This window comes from Oleiphilus sp. HI0125 (genome assembly GCF_001635355.1).
The window spans coordinates 1-1,773 of record NZ_LWGF01000639.1 but is presented as its reverse complement, the minus strand read 5'-3'; the positions used below and the strand labels follow the sequence as shown (position 1 = coordinate 1,773).

The window sequence follows — 1,773 nt, the reverse complement described above, 5'->3', positions numbered from 1 at the left end:
AAAACGTCGGTTAATCTTCCGCCTAAAGAGATTCTTGCCCCGTATGTCCAAATTGCTGCGTTCTCTAGTTACGATTTGGCTGAGTCTATACGTCTTCGCGCTGAAAGTTATGTTCAAGATGTGCCAGTTTTCTTGGCGAAGGTTGAGGTAGATTCTGGGCTTTTATATCGAGTTCGGATCGGTCCTTTCGTGACAGATTCTGACGCGCAAGAGTTGGTGAATGTTCTTGTAAATGCAAAGATCGGCTCGCCGCAAGTCATCACTAGATCAACTGCGGCACCGGAGCGTTAAAAGTTTTATACATTAATGAATGCTTGTGCAGAATGCGTTAGACTTGCGCAGCATTAAAATAGACAGAATATATGGGGTTTTAGGTAACTTTATGCTAGCTAATTTTTCGCGTAGCGTCCTCGTCGTTACAGCAGCTTGTTCATTATTGTTTTCGGCACTCGTGTCTGCAAAACCTGCGTTAATTCCTGCTCCACCTCAGGTGGGTGCAAGTTCGTATGTGCTAATGGATGCAACGACGGGTGAGATCATCGTCGAGCAAAATAGTAACGAATCCTTACCTCCAGCGAGTCTCACTAAGCTAATGACCGCGTATATCGTCGAAAGCGAGATTGTAGAGGGTAATATTTCCCTTCAGGATCAAGTGCCTGTCAGTGTAAAGGCCTGGCGCACAGGTGGTTCAAAGACCTTTATCAAAGAGGGTACTAACGTTCTTTTAGAGGACTTACTGAAAGGCGTTATCATTCAGTCTGGAAACGACGCAAGTATTGCATTAGCTGAATATTTGGCCGGCAGTGAGGAAGCGTTCGCAGATATTATGAATCAACAGGCGATTCAGATTGGAATGACTGGGTCAAGCTTCATGAATGCTACGGGTCTTCCGGCTGATGGTCACCATTCAACCGCGTATGACATGGCTTTGCTCGCTCAAGCAATCATTAACGACTACCCTGATCTCTATAAAATTTATAGTACGAAGTATTTTACTTACAACAACATTCGTCAGCCTAATCGCAATCGTTTGTTGTGGCGCGATAAGTCTGTTGATGGACTCAAGACTGGTCATACAAAGGAAGCAGGATATTGTTTAGTGTCTTCTTCGAAGCGCGGAGATATGCGATTGATCAGTGTTGTGATGGGTACTGCGAGTGAAGAAGCTCGCGTAAAAGAAACGCAAAAGCTATTGAATTATGGCTTCCGCTATTACGAAACGACGCCTTTATACGCGGCTGGTGACGCATTGACGGAATCACGCGTTTGGGGTGGTGCACTAGATAATGTGAATTTAGGTGTGTCTGAGGATGTTGTAATTACAATTCCACGCGGCCATAAGACCGAGTTAGACGCTGAGATTCAAGTTGACTCTAATTTACAAGCTCCGATCGCGATTGGTGATAAACTAGGCACGTTACGCGTGACTTTAAACGGCAAGGTTGTCGTAGACCAAGTGATCGTTGCGCTGGCCGATGTTGAGCAGGGAAGTTTCTTTAAACGTATTTGGGATATGATCAAACTATTTTTTATTGGATTGTTTAGCTAACCCTATGGATAAGACTCAAGAACTCGAGTTTCCTTGTGATTACCCGATTAAGGTAATTTGTAACAACGAACCAGACCTAAAAGATGTTATCGGGGGTATTGTCTCCGATAACACACAAGGTTTTGATCCAAGCACTATAGTGGTTCAACCGAGTAAGAATGGAACTTTCATTTCCTTGCGTATCAAATTTACAGCTACAAGTCGCGAGCAATTGGATGCCATGC

General features: G+C 44.1%; 3 protein-coding genes. All 3 read left to right on the top strand.

Annotated elements, in window-relative coordinates; genetic code table 11:
• Positions 1-291, top strand: a 291-nt coding sequence (locus A3762_RS08500) for an SPOR domain-containing protein (protein ID WP_197469153.1), incomplete at its 5' end; no start/stop codon positions are given.
• 91 nt (positions 292-382) lie between these two features.
• Positions 383-1,549: a D-alanyl-D-alanine carboxypeptidase family protein gene (locus A3762_RS08495; protein WP_068754961.1), complete on the top strand. Its 1,167-nt coding sequence runs from the start codon at positions 383-385 to the stop codon at positions 1,547-1,549.
• Between the two features lie 4 nt (positions 1,550-1,553).
• On the top strand, positions 1,554-1,773 hold a 220-nt coding region (locus tag A3762_RS08490), incomplete at its 3' end, for a YbeD family protein (protein ID WP_068754960.1).